This is a genomic window from Flavobacterium glycogeni (assembly GCF_048286775.1).
Classification (GTDB): Bacteria; Bacteroidota; Bacteroidia; order Flavobacteriales; family Flavobacteriaceae; genus Flavobacterium.
Genome location: NZ_JBLVPV010000002.1, coordinates 173,002 through 188,044 on the forward strand (window position 1 = coordinate 173,002; position 15,043 = coordinate 188,044).

At 36.0% G+C, this 15,043-nt stretch carries 14 protein-coding genes; 4 read left to right on the forward strand and 10 right to left on the reverse strand.

Annotation, left to right across the window (positions count from 1 at the left end; all coding sequences use genetic code 11):
* Window positions 1-209: 209 nt before the first annotated feature.
* The 6 genes from ACNQGX_RS02295 to ACNQGX_RS02320 all read right to left on the reverse strand — a co-directional run bounded on the left by ACNQGX_RS02295 (window position 210) and on the right by ACNQGX_RS02320 (window position 3,999).
* Window positions 210-623 carry an RrF2 family transcriptional regulator gene (locus ACNQGX_RS02295; RefSeq protein ID WP_417973658.1) on the reverse strand — a complete coding sequence of 138 codons (414 nt, stop codon included), beginning with the start codon at window positions 621-623 and terminating at the stop codon, window positions 210-212.
* A gap of 142 nt (window positions 624-765) precedes the next feature.
* The gene (locus ACNQGX_RS02300; protein ID WP_417973660.1) at window positions 766-1,566 is read right to left on the reverse strand and encodes a TPM domain-containing protein; all 801 of its coding nucleotides are present in this window, start codon (window positions 1,564-1,566) and stop codon (window positions 766-768) included.
* A 1-nt stretch (window position 1,567) separates the two neighbouring features.
* Window positions 1,568-2,008, reverse strand: coding sequence for a TPM domain-containing protein (locus ACNQGX_RS02305; protein WP_417973662.1), 441 nt, complete (start codon window positions 2,006-2,008; stop codon window positions 1,568-1,570).
* Window position 2,009: 1 nt separating this feature from the next.
* On the reverse strand, window positions 2,010-2,597 hold the full coding sequence (locus tag ACNQGX_RS02310) for a LemA family protein (protein WP_417973664.1): 588 nt from the start codon (window positions 2,595-2,597) through the stop codon (window positions 2,010-2,012).
* A gap of 11 nt (window positions 2,598-2,608) precedes the next feature.
* A complete protein-coding gene (locus tag ACNQGX_RS02315) occupies window positions 2,609-2,941 on the reverse strand; it encodes a MerR family transcriptional regulator (RefSeq protein ID WP_282732069.1) in 333 nt (110 codons plus the stop codon).
* Window positions 2,942-3,021: 80 nt separating this feature from the next.
* The gene (locus tag ACNQGX_RS02320; RefSeq protein WP_417973666.1) at window positions 3,022-3,999 is read right to left on the reverse strand and encodes a peptidoglycan DD-metalloendopeptidase family protein; all 978 of its coding nucleotides are present in this window, start codon (window positions 3,997-3,999) and stop codon (window positions 3,022-3,024) included.
* A gap of 335 nt (window positions 4,000-4,334) precedes the next feature.
* Between ACNQGX_RS02320 and alaS the strand changes: the two genes are divergently transcribed.
* From alaS to ACNQGX_RS02340, 4 genes are all read left to right on the forward strand, one after another.
* Window positions 4,335-6,971 (forward strand): alanine--tRNA ligase, encoded by a 2,637-nt coding sequence (alaS, locus tag ACNQGX_RS02325; RefSeq protein ID WP_417973668.1) that lies wholly within the window; start codon window positions 4,335-4,337, stop codon window positions 6,969-6,971.
* Window positions 6,972-7,297: 326 nt separating this feature from the next.
* Window positions 7,298-7,987 (forward strand): hypothetical protein, encoded by a 690-nt coding sequence (locus ACNQGX_RS02330; protein ID WP_417973670.1) that lies wholly within the window; start codon window positions 7,298-7,300, stop codon window positions 7,985-7,987.
* Window positions 7,988-8,133: 146 nt separating this feature from the next.
* Window positions 8,134-9,096: a GSCFA domain-containing protein gene (locus ACNQGX_RS02335; RefSeq protein WP_417973672.1), complete on the forward strand. Its 963-nt coding sequence runs from the start codon at window positions 8,134-8,136 to the stop codon at window positions 9,094-9,096.
* A gap of 2 nt (window positions 9,097-9,098) precedes the next feature.
* Complete coding sequence (locus ACNQGX_RS02340) at window positions 9,099-9,719, forward strand: DUF4230 domain-containing protein (protein ID WP_417973674.1); 621 nt, start codon at window positions 9,099-9,101, stop codon at window positions 9,717-9,719.
* A gap of 72 nt (window positions 9,720-9,791) precedes the next feature.
* Here ACNQGX_RS02340 and ACNQGX_RS02345 read toward each other — a convergent pair whose 3' ends face one another.
* The 4 genes from ACNQGX_RS02345 to ilvA form a co-directional block, all read right to left on the reverse strand.
* The gene (locus ACNQGX_RS02345) at window positions 9,792-11,549 is read right to left on the reverse strand and encodes an aromatic amino acid hydroxylase (protein WP_417973676.1); all 1,758 of its coding nucleotides are present in this window, start codon (window positions 11,547-11,549) and stop codon (window positions 9,792-9,794) included.
* Between the two features lie 429 nt (window positions 11,550-11,978).
* Window positions 11,979-13,112 carry an esterase-like activity of phytase family protein gene (locus ACNQGX_RS02350; RefSeq protein WP_417973678.1) on the reverse strand — a complete coding sequence of 378 codons (1,134 nt, stop codon included), beginning with the start codon at window positions 13,110-13,112 and terminating at the stop codon, window positions 11,979-11,981.
* A 79-nt stretch (window positions 13,113-13,191) separates the two neighbouring features.
* Entirely contained in the window at window positions 13,192-13,578 is a 387-nt protein-coding gene (locus ACNQGX_RS02355) for a group III truncated hemoglobin (protein WP_417973680.1), read from the reverse strand.
* A gap of 61 nt (window positions 13,579-13,639) precedes the next feature.
* Window positions 13,640-14,884, reverse strand: a complete 1,245-nt coding sequence (gene ilvA, locus ACNQGX_RS02360) for a threonine ammonia-lyase IlvA (protein ID WP_417973863.1) — start codon at window positions 14,882-14,884, stop codon at window positions 13,640-13,642.
* Window positions 14,885-15,043 lie beyond the last annotated feature (159 nt).

Consider the following 15,043-nt stretch of genomic DNA (forward strand, 5'->3'; position numbering starts at 1 on the left):
TAAATTTTTTTAACTAACACATACACATCATTAAAGTGTTGAAATTTTCAATACGTAATGGATTTGTTTCTTCCTGATTTTGGATAAATAAACGGAGTTTACTTCGAGACTTTTTCATAAGTTAAAATGTTGATTGTTAATCATGAGTTAAATTCGAGGCAAATATATAATTAATTCTATAAAATTAGTAGGGTTTAAAGAATATTTTTTTATTCTTTTACTAACGAAGCTATAGTAATGCCTTCCATTGCCTTTAAAGTTTCTTCTCTAATGGTAATCAATCCGTGTCTTAATAGGCATTTCGATTCGTCGACACAATCAGAACAGCGTTCGTAAAAATTCAGTGATGCACAAGGAAGTAGGGCAATAGCGCCATCAAAAAGCCTGTGAATATCGGCTAAAGTAATGTCGTTTTTAGATTTTAAAAGATAATAACCGCCAAATTTCCCTTGTTTGCTTCCTACGAAATGTCCGCGTTTTAGATCCAATAAAATCTGTTCCAAAAATTTTTTTGGAATAGTGGCCGCTTCGGCAATTTCGATAGTTCGAGAAACATGGGTTTCTTCTTGTTGCGCTAAATATAAGAGGGCTTTTAGTGCATATTTGGCTTTATGTGAAAGCATTTAATGTGATTAGTTTATGTTTTTGAATAAATTAGGCGCTGCAAATATTTAAAAATAAAAAATAAAAATTATTTAAATTTAAAAGAGCCTTTAATTTTTTGAATTTCGGATGTAGTTGTTCTATAAAGATGGGAACTGAATACTACCAATCTCCGGAAGCACCACCACCGCCAAATCCGCCGCCGCCGCCAAATCCGCCAAATCCACCACCAGATGAACCTCCGCCGAAACCACCTCCGCCACTGTTTCTTCCAAGGCTGCTTAGAATAATGACATCCAATAAACTGGGTCCTATGCCACCGCCTCTGTTACCGGAATTTCCACCACCGCCTTTGTTACGGGATATCAGCACGATTATAATGATGACAATAACGATTAATGGTAAAAATGGAAACCCTTTGTTGGAAGTGGGTTTTTTGTCATTTTTGTATTCACCACTCATTATCTGCATGATGGCTGTCGTACCTTTATCAATTCCGGCAAAATAGTTTTCCTGCTTGAATTCGGGTTTAACAACGAGTTCTATGACTCTCTTAGATAAAGCATCAGTCATCAGATGTTCGGTTCCGTAACCGGTTTGAATGGTCATTTTTCGATCATCTTTAGCAATAAGAAAAATAATTCCGTTATCTTTTCCCTTTTGCCCAATTTTCCATTTGTGACCTAAATCCGTTGCATATCGTGCAATATCTTCTCCTTTTGTGGTTTTGATTATAAGGACTAATATTTCAGTTGAAGTAGAATCAGAATAATTTTTAAGTTTTTGATATAATTCCTGTGTTTGCGCTTCGGTTAAAGTTCCAGTATTATCCAAATCCATTATAGGTGCAATAAAACTTGGTTTTTCAGGAATTGTTGCAGTTTGCGAAAACCCTGAAAATTGGAAAAATAAAACAGTTACCAATATAGAGAACAGGGTGTTTTTTGTTTTAAAGTGTTTCATTTTATCCTTTTGATATTTCGTTCGACAGTTCATTGGCATCATCATCCTGAAAAGGGAAATGTTGTTGCAACCTTTCGCCTGCCCTTAAAATCCCGGCCACTAAACCATCTTTAAATTGTTTTTTCTTAAAGTGAGAAATGACAAGGTCTTTAGTGCAGTCCCAAAAATCAATTTCAACTGCTTTGTCAATACCTTCATCACCTATAATAGCAAAAGTATGGTCTGAAACACCAACATAAAATAAAACACCGTTTCTGATGGCGGTTTGATCCATGCCTAAAGAATGAAAAACCTCCTGAGCTCTTTCGAGCGGAGGTTTTTCTGTATGATTTTCTATATGGACCCTAATTTCTCCCGAAGTGTTTTGTTCGGCTTGTGAAATGGCTTCCACAATGGCGCGTTCTTCTTCCGGGGTTAGAAATGCTTCGGTTGCTGATGTCATTTTATTTGAAATCAAATTCTACATCTGGTGCTTTTTCAGCTCCTGCTTCTGCTTTAAATCTTGCCATTTCCTCAAAGCCGAATAATTTTGCGAAAATTACGCTAGGGAAACTGTGAATTTTTTTGTCATAAATATTTACAACTTCATTGTAACGGTCTCTGGTAACGTTAATCCTGTTTTCGGTACCTTCTAGTTGTGATTGTAATTCTAAAAAGTTTTGATTGGCTTTTAATTCAGGGTAACGTTCTACCGATACTAATAATCTTGACAACGCTCCAGAAACACCACTTTGAGCCTGTTGGAAAGCTGCTAGTTGTTCTGGGGAAATGTTTGTAGGGTCAACAGTAACCGCGGTTGCTTTTGCACGTGCTTCAATAACGGCCGTTAACGTACTTTTTTCAAAATCTGCAGCTCCTTGAACCGTTTTTACAAGATTACCAATTAGGTCATTTCTTCTTTGATAACTACTTTCAACATTTGACCAAGCGGTTTTCGAATCTGCTTTTAGGTCAACAAGGCTGTTGTACGAACTAATTGACCAGAAAACTAAGACTGCAATTATAATTCCGGGGATTAACCATTTTCTCATTTTGTTTAATTTTAAAGTTGATTTTTAATATTTGTTAATTGTGTGCGTATCGTTTCTAATTTTCGAATAATTTCAAACTTATCCAATGTTTTCTTTTGTCCTTCTTTCAAATGGGTTTTGGCACCTTCCAATGTAAAACCTCTTTCTTTGACCAAATGATAGATCAATTGTAAATTAGTGATATCCTCCGGAGTAAACATTCGATTCCCTTTAGCATTCTTTTTTGGTTTCAGAATATCAAATTCATTGTCCCAAAAGCGAATCAGCGATGCATTCACGTCAAATGCTTTGGCTACTTCGCCAATGCTGTAATATCTTTTATCTTTAGAAAGTTCAATGTGCATGTTTTTTTTATTTTAATCTTTTCTCTGAACACTTCTTTTATAAACTGTCAAGACTGAATAGGGAATACTCTTTTGGAGCATTAGTCTAATGATTGATTTTCCTGGTTAGCCAATTGTGCAATGACAACATACTCCACTGCCGAAATATTTCCGTAATAAAAATTAAGCGGATTCACCACTTTTTTGTCCTTGTGAACCTCATAATGTAAATGCGGTCCTTCAGATCTTCCCGTGCTTCCCACATATCCTATAACATCGCCTCGTTTTACGCGTTGTCCCGCTCTCGCTTTATATTTGCTCAAATGCGCGTATAAAGTTTCGTATCCAAATCCATGCCGAATAACAATATGATTTCCATATCCTGAGGCGGTATTGTCTGCTTTTGCTACAACTCCGTCGCCGGTGGCATAAATGGGAGATCCTGTTTTAGCTGTAAAATCCATGCCTTCATGCATTTTCCTTGCTTTTGTAAAAGGATCTGTTCGGTATCCAAAACCAGAGGCCACTTGTTTTAAATTTTCATTTCGTACTGGCTGAATGGCAGGAATAGCTGACAAAAAATCACTTTTGGCTTCTGCCAATTTCAAAATCGCATCCAATGATTTTGACTGAACCGCTAATTCCTTGCTAAGGACATCAATCCTTTTTGTGGTATTCATTACCAACTGGGAATTGTCATAACCTTCTAATACTTTATACCTGTTTTTTCCCGGTAATCCCGCTTTTCGAATAGAATCTGGAATCGCCGATTTGTTAAAATACACGCGATACAAATTATTGTCTCGATCTTCAATGGCTTCAATAACACCATTTACCTGATCCATTTTTTTGTTCAGCAGCGCATAATTCAATCTCAAATTTTCAATCTCACGTGCTTGCAAACGGTCTTTTGGCGTTTCAAAATAAGGAGTGTTCAATAAAACAATAAAACTCAAAAAACCAAACAAAGCCGATGCCAATAAAAATAGAATAATAACACCAAGTTTTCTCCTTTTTCGTGTTTTTATTTTTCTATAGGCTAGATTTTCGGAATCGTAATAATATTTTACTTTCGACATATTTTAAAATACCCTATTTTTGCACACTGTAAAAGGTTAGACGAACAAATTTAATAAATGTTTCATTTGTTCAACCCTTTTTTCAATAATAAATAAAATAATGTGCCTATCCCGATAGCTATCGGGACAGCTATTCGTTACAAGTTCTCGTTTATAAATCATTTTTTCTAATGAGCCAGCAGGAGCTTCCTCCGGTCGCTCTGCCACCTCAAGAAAAAATAAATCTATAAATCTCGAAGCTTTTCACTTTTATCTGGGGCAAAAAATGAATAGTAAAAAGATATAGTTTCTGGGCTAATTAACTTTAAACCTTAAACTTTAAACTAAAATTAATAATGAAATCACAAGACGTACGTAAACAATTTCTGGATTTTTTCGCATCAAATGGACACTTAATCGTTCCATCAGCACCCATAGTTCTTAAGGATGATCCAACCCTGATGTTCAACAACTCGGGAATGGCTCAGTTCAAAGAATATTTCCTTGGGAACGCCACGCCAAAAAGCAATAGAATTGCCGATACACAAAAATGTCTTCGTGTTTCAGGAAAACATAATGATCTGGAAGATGTAGGTTTTGATACCTATCATCACACCATGTTTGAAATGTTGGGGAACTGGTCTTTTGGTGATTATTTCAAAAAAGAAGCCATCAACTGGGCTTGGCAACTTTTGACAGAAGTGTATAAAATTCCAAAAGAAAACTTATACGTTTCCGTTTTCGAAGGAAATCCGGATGAAAACGTACCATTCGACCAAGAAGCTTGGGATATTTGGAAAGAGCTAATTGACGAAGACCGAATCATTCTTGGAAACAAGAAAGACAACTTCTGGGAAATGGGCGACCAAGGTCCCTGCGGTCCGTGTTCAGAAATTCACGTTGACATTCGTTCTGCAGAAGAAAAAGCTTTAGTTTCAGGAAAGAGCTTGGTGAACAATGACCATCCGCAAGTTGTGGAAATCTGGAATAATGTATTTATGGAGTTCAACCGTAAAGCCGATGGTTCTCTGGAAAAATTGCCTGCGAAACACGTTGATACCGGAATGGGATTTGAGCGTTTGTGTATGGCATTGCAAGGAAAAACTTCCAATTATGACACCGATGTTTTTACGCCACTTATTGAAAAAGTAGAACAAATTACAGGATTGAAATACACTTCAAACGAAGTTTTAAATATCAGCGAAGAGCAAAACAAAACCAATATCGCTATACGTGTAGTGGTCGATCACGTTCGTGCCGTAGCTTTTGCTATTGCCGACGGGCAATTGCCATCAAACACAGGCGCCGGTTATGTAATTCGTAGAATTTTGCGTCGTGCGATTCGTTACGGATTTACGTTCTTGAATACCAAAGAACCTTTCATCAATCAATTGGTTGCTGTTTTAGCCAATCAAATGGGGGAGTTTTTCCCGGAAATCAAATCGCAACAACAATTGGTTACCAATGTGATTCGCGAAGAAGAAGCTTCTTTCTTGAGAACATTAGACCAAGGATTACAATTACTGGAAAATGTAGTTGCTGAAACTAAAGGTTCAACCGTTTCTGGTACTAAAGCATTTGAATTATATGATACTTTCGGGTTTCCAATTGACTTAACGGCATTAATTCTTAGAGAAAAAGGATTCGAACTGGACGAAGCTGGTTTTAATGCTGCGATGCAAGAACAAAAAAACCGTTCCCGCGCTGCATCAGAAGTTTCTACTGAAGACTGGTCTGTATTAATTCCTGGAAATGTGGAAACATTTGTAGGTTACGATCAATCAGAAAGTGACGTAAAAATCACTCGTATCCGTAAAGTTGACAGTAAAAAAGACGGCGTTTTATACCAAATCGTTTTGGATAACACGCCATTTTATCCTGAAGGTGGTGGACAAGTGGGTGATAAAGGAACGTTGGTTTCTGCAAATGAAACTATCGAAATCATCGATACCAAAAAAGAAAATAACCTGATTTTGCATTTTGCAAAAAAATTACCGGAAAATGTAAATGCCAGTTTTACAGCTAAAGTAAATCAGGATTTAAGAAGTTTGTCTTCTAGAAATCACTCGGCTACGCACTTAATGCACCAAGCGTTGAGAAGTATTTTAGGAACACACGTAGAACAAAAAGGTTCCCTGGTAAACCCAAACTATTTGCGTTTTGACTTTTCGCATTTTGCTAAAATGACGGAATCTGAATTGCAACAAGTGGAAGATTTTGTAAACACAAGAATTCAAGAGCAATTGCCACTTATTGAAAGAAGAAACATTCCTTTTGCGCAAGCAGTTCAAGAAGGAGCAATGGCTTTGTTTGGAGAAAAATATGGTGATGAGGTTCGTGCGATTAAATTTGGTGAAAGCATGGAATTATGCGGTGGAATCCACGTAAAAAACACGGCTGAAATCTGGCATTTCAAAATCGTTTCAGAAGGAGCGGTTGCTGCAGGAATTCGTCGTATCGAAGCGATTACAAGTGATGCGGTAAAAGCACATTTTGCATCGTATGAAAATACGTTGAATGAAGTAAAAACAGCCTTGAAAAATCCTCAGGATATTTTGAAAGCCGTTCATTCGATGCAAGAAGAAAATGCTAAATTAGTCAAGCAAATTGAGGCTTTGGTAAAAGATAAAGTCAAAAATTTGAAAGCGGGTTTAATCGCTGAAATACAGGAAATAAACGGCGTTCAATTCTTAGCAAAACAAGTAGATTTGAATCCGGAAGGAGCAAAGGATTTGGCGTATGAATTAGGGAATTTAGGGAATAACTTATTTCTAGTTTTGGCTACAGCCGACGAAGAAAAACCAATGTTAACCTGTTATGTTTCTAAAGAATTAGTTGCGGAGAAAAACCTTAATGCTGGACAAGTCGTTCGTGAATTGGGTAAATTTATCCAAGGTGGCGGTGGCGGACAACCGTTTTTTGCTACAGCGGGAGGGAAGAATGTTGCAGGAATTCAGCAAGCTTTGGAAAAAGCAGTTGAGTTTGTAAAGTAGAACAAGTTTAGTTTGTATGATAAAACCCTTTTAGGACTTACGTTCTAAAAGGGTTTTTTTAGTATAACACGCTATTTATAAGACCTTTGTGTAGTGTTATAGATAAGTTTGAAAATAGTAGTTTAACCGAAATATAGGGATTGTAACGATAAATATTGTCATTTTTACTTTATTTTTTTAGGTTTGATTGATGTAGTGTCAAAAGGTTTGATAAAGGGGAAACACGATTTATTATGATGAAAATAAATAAATATATATATTGGATCTTATCAATTTTTTTATTGACACTTTATTCGTGTTCAAATGATACTGACGGGGGTGTAAAATTGCTAAAAAAGACAGTTGAGACTTCCGCAGATGGAACTTCCGCAACAACTTTATTTACCTATAATGGAGGTGAAATTACCAGTATTGAAGGAGCTCAGAAACGTACAGATTTTACGTATACCGATGGTTTGATTACAAAAATTGTAACATTAAATAAAACAAATCAACTTCTTGAGACTATTGAATATAGTTATCTGGAGGGAAAATTGGTTGAAGCGGAGTCTTTAGGTAATTATAGAATAAATTACATTCATAATTCAGATAAAACGGTTTCTTATGAAAAATTAACGATTAATTCAGGGAATCAGGAAGTAAAAGAATTTCACGGAACATTGTATTTTGAAAACGAAAATCTCATCAAAGAGGAAAGGATATTGGATAATACTGCACCAGGTGTTTTGTCAAAATATAGTGTGAGTTTTGATTATGATTCTAAGCACAATCCGCTGTATAATATATTGGGATACAAAAAACTATTAGATTATAATGAAGGAATCTCGTCAAATAATAGTTTAATAAGCACGGTAATTACAAGTATTTCTAAAGACGACCAAATAACATCTTCTGCTAATTTTTATAAAAGTTCTTTTAAATACGATTTAGATAATTACCCAACGGAACAGGTTTCAGAAAATGCTATTGCTACTAATGGAAATGCTGGTTATCTGAAATCAGAATACTTCTACTAAGAAAATATTTATTTTTATAACAACCCTTTCAGCATAGTAAACTCTGAAAGGGTTTTTTAGTTTAAAGCATGTCTGATGAATGAAAAAAGAGTGAAACACCATTTAATTCGCTAAAATTATTCAAATTTGCAGTAAATAAAATAACAATGCAATTCAGGACCCCAGTACCTATTTCTAAAAGTAATCATCCTTTAGATTACAATTCAAAGATTGTCTCTTTAGGTTCTTGTTTTGCAGAAAATATTTCTGAAAAATTCCAATATTTTAAATTTCAAAACGCCATAAATCCTTTCGGGATAATTTTCAATCCGGTTTCTATTGAAAAAATTATTGATAAAGCCATACATACAACTTTATTCACGGAAGAAGATATTTTTTTCTATAACGAACGCTGGCATTGTTTTGATGTGCATTCGGATTTGAGTAATTCAAATAAAGAGGATTTATTAGCATCTTTAAACGCAATACTTGAATCAACAAAACTGCAATTACATCAAGCTTCTTATGTTATTATCACATATGGAACATCATGGGTCTATCGAAATATTGAAAGCGATTCTATTGTGGCGAATTGTCATAAAGTGCCACAAAAGAAGTTTCAGAAAGAATTACTTTCAGTTGAAACGATAAAAGAAAGTCTGGTAAAGACAACCAAATTAATTCACTCGGTAAATCCTGATTGCAACATCATTTTCACAGTTTCTCCAGTACGTCACATCAAAGACGGTTTTGTCGAAAATCAAAGAAGCAAATCACATTTGATTTCCGCAATCCATCAAGTTTTAGAGGAATCTGAAATCTGCAATCTAAAATCTGTAATCTATTTCCCTTCCTACGAGATTATGATGGATGAACTTCGGGATTATCGGTTTTATGCCGAAGATATGTTGCATCCCAATCAAGTGGCGATAGACTATATTTGGAAACGATTCAAGGAAACTTCTATTTCTGAGGCTGCTTTTGCTACGATGGAAGAAGTGGAGAGTATTCAAAAAAGTTTGTCTCACAGACCTTTTAACCCTGATTCAGAAAGTCACCTGAAGTTCGAATCCAAACTCAGAGAAAAAATCACTAAATTGGTTTCACAATATTCATTCATGAAATTTTAATTATGCTTAGAAGAATACTTATTGGAATAGGAATTATAGTTGGAATATTTTTATTGTTCAAATTTTGCGACTTTAAGAAAAATGATGATGACGATATCAGTTACAACACGAATCTCATTCAGCAGCAAATTGTAAACGTAGGAAAATTGGTGGTTACGGAAGGCCATTTCTCAGAAGTGATAACCTATAAGAATCAGCAGAAATACTTGTTGGACATGATTTCTTTCGAGAAAAAAGCACTCATTGTTGTCAATGCTGATGTGACGGTGGCTTATGATTTGCACAAAATGAAATACGATATCGATGAAAAAAATAAAACTATCACAATTATTAGTATTCCAAAAGAAGAAATAAAGATAAGCCCGGATATTCAGTTTTATAATGTGGAACAAAGCAAAATGAACCCTTTTACCGGTGATGATTACAATAAAATTAATAAATCGGTAAAAGCGAATTTGGCCAAGAAAATTGAAAAATCGTCCTTGAAAACAAATGCTCAAAACCGACTAATAAGTGAATTGTCTAAAATATTAATTCTGACCAATACGATGGGTTGGAAATTGCAATACGAGGGAAAAGTAATCGAAAGCGAAAAAGATTTCGGTCAGCAAATAAAATTATAATTTAAAAAATGAACCGCAGATTAACAGATTTTAGATAACGCTAATAATTTGCGAATCTGCGGTTAGTTTTTTTTAAGCTTTCTCTTTGTCAAAAATCAAATCTAAACCTCCAGTTATCAAATGGGCTACTTCGGGTCTTTTTTCTTTTAATTGATCGAGATAAGCCATTATTTCCTGTAGTAATTGTGGTTCGTTTCTGTCTTTCAAAAGCTCAGTTATTTCAATAGCTAACAACCAATCGTTTGGATGATTGTTACGTAATTTATCAAAAATTGGTACCAAAGAAGTTTCTGTATCCTTGGTTTCTCTACTATTTCTAACCGTTTGGTATAAAACCTCTAAATCATCACGTTCCGCGGTATGTTTTGCTTTGATGGTTTTACTTGTTGGTACATGCGAAATTAAATCAAAACTATTCACATCAGCAGGACCTGAAAAAGCCGAAACCACTTTTTTACCTACAGCCATATCATAATTTCCCCATTCCGGTTGAAACAAAATAGTTTCTCCGTGGGTAACGGTACAGTTTTTTAAACTGATAAGAATAATTTCACCGTGTAGGTTTCTCGATCCGGTAATGATTTCTCCTTTTACGGTGATATCACCTTCAAATTCAAGCGTTACGCTTTGATTTTCAGTAATAGAATAAGCACTTAAATCTCTAGGGCTCATGTCTTCAATCGCGAGATTTATTCCTTTTAGTTTTCCAATAGGACTTCCAAAACCTTCCGCATGTTTGGCAGTTCCATGACCTACTAATTCTTTTTCTCTATATGATAATGCTGTTTTTCCTGTTGTTTGAATATAAACGGGTTTTCCTTCTTCTTCGATAACATTGGTAAAAACTCCCGAAATTTGAATTCCAGTGCTCAATTCAATTGTGCCCAAAGCATTCGAGTGGATCAGTTTATTAATTCCTGATAATCCTCCGGTACGCAACGCCATTTTATTGGCAAACTCTTCCAAAACCAAGCTTAAATAAGCAAAATCTGGAGTTACATAAAGTTGCGGTTGCAGTTTTGTAATGTCAAAACTCTGGTTGGCTGCAGATAGGTCGTAAGGGATTTTCTTCACATTATCCGTCATGCACCACGCACTTTCTCCAATTGACGAAAGCAGTCCGGCGCCGTATATTTTTGGATTGTCAATAGTTCCAATCAAACCATATTCTACGGTCCACCAATGCAGGTTTCTTATTTGCGCCATTTCCGATAATTCACCCATGTTATTCTGCAAATCTTCCACTGCTTTTTCGGCAGCATCAATATCAGCTTGTGGCGTATCTTCGGCTTCTTTCAAGATAGAAAGCAGTCGGATGGCTTCATACATTTGATAATCTTTATGAGAAGAAATCGCTTTGCAGCCTATTTCTCCAAAACGACGCAGGTATTCCGCATATTCGGGATTGGCAATAATGGGCGCGTGACCGGCACCTTCGTGAATAATATCCGGTGCAGGCGTGTATTCTATGTGTTCGAGTTGGCGAATGTCAGAAGCAATTACGAGCACATTATATGCCTGAAATTCCATAAAAGCATTCGGCGGAATAAATCCGTCAACCGCTACTGCAGCCCAACCAATTTCAGTCAGAATACGGTTCATGCCATACATGCTGGGAATATTATCGACTTCGATTCCCGTTTTCTTCAAACCTTCCAGATACGAACTATGAGCCACTTTCGAAAGGTAATTCACGTTTTTGCGCATCACATAGCGCCAAACCGCTTGATTTATGGGCGTGTAATCGCTATAATCCTGAGGTTTAATAAATTGCTTTAAGTGTTTTGGCAATCGGTCCAATAACGGATTACTTTCTATAGTTGTGTTCATATCGAAAACGTTGTAGTTCAACTGCAAAAGTACGAATTTCAGGAGCTATTTCCCGCTTTTCATTGCAAGTTTTTGTGAACTCGTTTGTTTTTCTACTGTTGTGGCAAGAGCTTCCTCTGGTCGCTTTGCCACAACAAGAAAAACCAAAACTGCTTTCGCAAAAAGCTTTCCATTTCAATCTGGGCTAAGTTAACAAGTACAATTCGTCTCTTCGAGTGTTTTTGGCTTGGCATAAGATGTTTTGAAAACGAAATTTGGATAAGCCAAAAATATATCGAGAAGGATTGAATGCACGAAAGTTCTCGATATGATTTTTAAAGTGGAGGATTTTGGGTTTAATAAACAATATTTTCAAACTTTAAAAATCTACTCGAACTGACGGGTACTGGAAATCCTAAACATTACGGAAAATTGAAAATCAGAAAGACATCATTCAACCAACTCAAACACCAAAACCTGCGTTTTTTGTTTATCTGAAAAATTATTATCCGAAACAAATAGCAGTGATGGATTGCCATTGGCTAATTTTGGTCCAAAAGTAAGTCCTTCGATATTATCAATAAAAATCCCCAAATCATCCATGTTTAGAATTAATCTTTTAGAGGCTAGTTCCAATTTTTGGTTTTGTAATGAACTGTGATTTTTAACATTAGTTGCTTTTTTCAAATCACACAAAAATACTTTTACCGTGCAGGTTTGCGTACCGGTGGAGTACGAACGTTCCACAACCAGCAATTGATTTTTAGCATAATACTGAATTGCCGAAACGCCATTCACAGCAAAAGCTCCTTTTGGAATGGGTTCACGAGCGATTGGTTCCAGTTGGTAGCCGTATTGAGCGGTGTTCTTTTTTGTTTTGGCATCAAATTGATACAACCGAATCAAACCTCCTTTGCTGGTATTGGCTTGGTTACCATCTTCAAATAAAGGTTCTTCAATGTTGGTATAGATGTTTTTATACTTTTTGTCAAAAGTAATTCCTTCTAAAGTTCCGTTGTTTCTAGGTCCTTTGTCTTCTTTTTGCATTTTTAAATTTTCCGGTAATGTGACATTGCCAAGAAAATCACCTTTCAAATCCATGAAATTTATCGATGGATTTTGTAAAACTTCTTTATCTGCAGTAATCACTCGCGCACCTTCGCTACTCCAAACCAAAGTGTTCATTTTAGGATTGAATCGGATGTCTTCGGGATCGGCTGAGGTTGATGGGATGGTATTCCAATTGCCATAATTTTCTCCTGCTTCATTTTTTAAAGTACTAACACTTTGGAAATGGATACTTTCTAATTTGTTTTCGACCAAACGAATTTTTGCAGTGTAAAATCGGGAATCATTAGTCTGGGATCTTTCATCACTTATTAAGTAATACAAATCGTTTTTCGCATCATAATCGATTCCGGATAAACCGCCCACTTTTGTATTCTGAAAAGTTTCATCAAATGGAATTTCGATCGAACTGATTAGTCTTAAACTGGGAGTTGGTTTGTTTTCAGCGGTTTGTTTTAAATTGGAGCAAGAAAGAAGAACGGCTGGTAAAACAACGAGAAATAAAAGTTTACGCATGAAAGAATGTGTTACTATTTGCAAAAGTGAACTGATGTATTGATTAAAAAGCTGCTGTAAAAACTACGGATTGTTAATTTTATTTTTTTTCGGCATTGCGGAAATACTCAATTTTATAATTGAACATTTCAGCCATATTTTTGGCGCGTAGTTTAGCTTCTTCGGCTAATGGGCCTGCAAATAAACTGTCAGTGGTTTCTGTGAAAATTTCCATCCAACGCTCAAAATGTTCTTTAGCAACCGGTAATTGTTTGTGTGGTGGAAACGGGCTTCCGGAATAAGAGTGTACTTCGAGTAAAATGGTCTGCCAAAAACGATACATTTTTTCCAAATGATCGGGCCAGTTATTGCCTATTTTTTCGTTGAATATTGGTCCAATAAAGCTGTCTTTTTGAACTCTCGAATAGAAGGTGTCAACAAGTAATTTGATGTCTTCCAAGTTGGTAATATCAGTGAGTGTTGTCATGATTGGGTATAAAAAAAGCCTACGCAAAGGTAGGCCTTTATGCTGAAAATGGATAATTCTTTTACCCGATTAAATGCGTAAATAAATCTTGCTTTTCGTTGAGGTATTTAAACTCAAAACCTTTGTTCGTCATCTGGGATTTAATGGATAAAATGTCATTTTTGTTTTTTAGTTCTAATCCAACTACTGCAGGACCTACCTCCCGACTGTTCTTTTTGGTAAACTGAAAATAGGTAATGTCATCATCAGGGCCTAAAATATCATTTACAAATTCCTTTAATGCACCAGGCCGTTGCGGAAACTGAATCATGAAATAATGCATTAATCCTTCATACAGTAAAGAGCGTTCCTTTATTTCGGCAGTTCTTTCGATGTCATTGTTACTTCCACTGACGATGCAGACTACGGTTTTGCCTTTGATTTGGTCTTTATAAAAGTCTAAAGCAGCTATGGTTAACGCTCCGGCAGGTTCGACAACCATGGCTTCTTCGTTATACAATCGCAAAATAGTGGTGCATACTTTCCCTTCAGGAACCAGAATGATATCGTCTAAATTTTTACGGCAAATTTCAAAAGTGATGTCACCTACCTGTTTTACCGCTGCGCCATCCACAAATTTGTCAATGGTTTCCAGAGGTGTGTTTTTGCCATTGGCAATAGCCGTTTTCATCGAAGGCGCACCTTCTGGTTCTACACCAATAATTTTGGTATTGGGGCTCAACTGTTTAAAAACCTCCGAAAGTCCAGCCGCCAATCCGCCACCGCCAATAGGGATAAATACATAATCGATAGGGTTCTTAAACGATTCTAGAATCTCTAATCCGACTGTGCCTTGACCTGCAATGACTTTTACGTCATCAAACGGGTGAATAAAAGCTTTGTTGCTTTGTGTTGCGTCTGCTACAGCTTTTGCGTAAGCGTCATCAAAAGTATCTCCTATTAAAACAATTTCTGCATATGATTTTCCAAACAACTGCACTTGTTTGACTTTTTGTTTGGGTGTTGTTTTGGGCATGTAAATCTTGCCCATTATTTTTAGCAGATTACAAGAGTATGCCACTCCTTGTGCATGATTTCCTGCGCTCGCGCAAACAATGCCCTGTTTTTTTTCCTGTTCTGTAAGAGCACTCATTTTGTTGTAAGCTCCCCTGATTTTGTAGGAACGAACGATTTGTAAATCTTCGCGTTTTAACAGGATGGTTGATTCGAATTCATCGGAAAGATTCAGGTTTTCTGTCAATGGAGTAGCGGGAACCACTCCTTGTAACTGATTTTTTGCCGCTAATACTTCTTTAAATATATTCATGATTACCGTTTTTCTATTTTTTAATCTCATGTATTTGTCCTTTTTGCGTTAGGCATTTTGGAGCTTTTACAAAAAGTGAACATTGTTTTTGCAATTTAATATATAAAAAAACCTCCCGATGTGGGAGGTTTGATAAATTGTATATTGCTTACTTATTTA